Source organism: Methylobacterium ajmalii (genome assembly GCF_016613415.1).
GTDB lineage: Bacteria > Pseudomonadota > Alphaproteobacteria > Rhizobiales > Beijerinckiaceae > Methylobacterium > Methylobacterium ajmalii.
The window spans coordinates 34,084-35,791 of the sequence record NZ_JACWCT010000032.1 but is presented as its reverse complement, the minus strand read 5'-3'; the positions used below and the strand labels follow the sequence as shown (position 1 = coordinate 35,791).

At 74.4% G+C, this 1,708-nt stretch carries 1 protein-coding gene and 1 pseudogene; both read left to right on the top strand.

Annotated elements, in window-relative coordinates; translation table 11 throughout:
• Positions 1-212: pseudogene (locus tag HPY23_RS32865) on the top strand (methyl-accepting chemotaxis protein); the annotation flags it as partial.
• Between the two features lie 85 nt (positions 213-297).
• Positions 298-1,708: methyl-accepting chemotaxis protein (locus HPY23_RS32860; RefSeq protein WP_236017637.1), on the top strand; the 1,411-nt coding region annotated here is incomplete at its 3' end.

Sequence of the window (1,708 nt, the reverse complement as noted above, 5' to 3'; positions counted from 1 at the left end):
AGGCGGGGGCGCGGACGGACGCGGCGGTGGGCCAGCTGCGGCGCGCCGCCTCCCGGATGGCCGCGCCCGCGAAGGTCAAGGTCGCGGCCAAGGTCGCGGCCAAGGTCGCGGCGAAGAACCCGGTGAAGGCCGCCCGTCCGGCCGCGTCCGGGGGCTTCGCCTTCGACATGGGCGAGGACGAGGACGACGCCGCCTTCAAGCGCAGCGCCTGACCGAGACGGGGCGGCCCGCCCCACACCCGACACCAAGACCGACCGTCGCGCGACGGCGCCGACCCGCTGGAGATCTCACGTGCGAATGACGATCAAGGCCAAGCTGGCCGCGAGCTCGGGATTGCTGATCCTGCTCTCCCTCGGGGCCGGCGGCCTCGCCTACACCCAGCTCTCCGAGATGGGCCAGGCCGAGATCGCCCTCGTCGCCCAGGGCCGCCAGGCGATCCGCGCCGGCGAGCTGCAGGAGCAGATCCAGGCCCAGACCCGCTCGGAACGCAACATCCTGCTGCTGACGGCCGACAAGGACCGCGAATCCCACATCGAGAGCCTGCTCGCCCGCCGGGCCGAGGCGCAGCGGCTCTACAAGGAGGTGTTCGAGGGCGCCAGCGAGCGGGGCCGTGCCCTCCTCGTTCCCGCCGAGGCCGGCTACAAGCGCCTGAACCAGCTCCAGGACGAGATGATCCGGTTCGCCCGGCTCAACTCGGCCAACCAGGCCGCCGGCCTGTGGAAGGGCGACGGCCTCGCCGCGGTGGCGGCATTCAACGCCGCCCTCGACGCCGCCGGCGCCGGGATCGCCAAGGCCCCCCCGTCGCCCGAGCGCGAGCGGGCCGGCCTCGACCTCCAGAGCCTGCGGTATCGCACGGCGCGCCTCGCCCGCGTCAGCCTCGAGGTCGTCGGCGCCACCACCCTCGCGGAGATCGAGGCGGCGCGGCGTGCGGTCGCGACGGAGTCGGAGGCCGCCGGCGCGGCCTTGCGCGACGTCGTCGCCGCCCTGGTGCCGCTCGGGATCCCGTCGGCGGAGGTGCGGGCCAAGGCCGAGCAGATCACCGGCCTCGTCGGCCGCGTGGTCGAGATCGCCGCCGCGGCGGGCGACATCCGGGCGCGGGCGATCACCGTCGGCGACGGCCTGACGGTCGGCCGCGAGGTGATGGCGGGCTTCCGGCAATACGCCCAGTTCACCGGCACCCGCATGGACGAGGTCTCGGCTGCGGCGCTGAAGGGTGCCGAATCCGCCAAGACGCTGATGCTCGCCGTGGTCGCCGCCTCGGTGCTGGTCGGCCTCGCCTCCTCGCTCCTGATCGCCTTCAGCATCGGCCGCAGCCTGGCGCGGGCGAGCGACCTCGCCGATTCCCTCGCCGCCGGCGACCTGACCAGGGAGGTCGTGCCGCGCAGCGACGACGAGATCGGCGACCTCGTCCGGGCCCTGAACGGCACCGTCGCCCGGCTGCGCACCGTCGTGTCGGAGGCGCTGGCCGCCGCCGGCAACGTGTCGGCGGGCAGCCAGGAACTGTCGGCCTCCGCCGAGCAGCTGTCCCAGGGCTCGACCGAGCAGGCTTCCTCCACCGAGGAGGCCTCGGCCTCGATGGAGGAGATGGCCGCCAACGTGCGCCAGAACGCCGAGAACGCCAGCCAGACCGAGACCATCGCCCGGCAATCCGCCCGTGATGCCGAGGCCAGCGGCGCGGCGGTGGGGCGTGCCGTCGAGGCGATGCAGA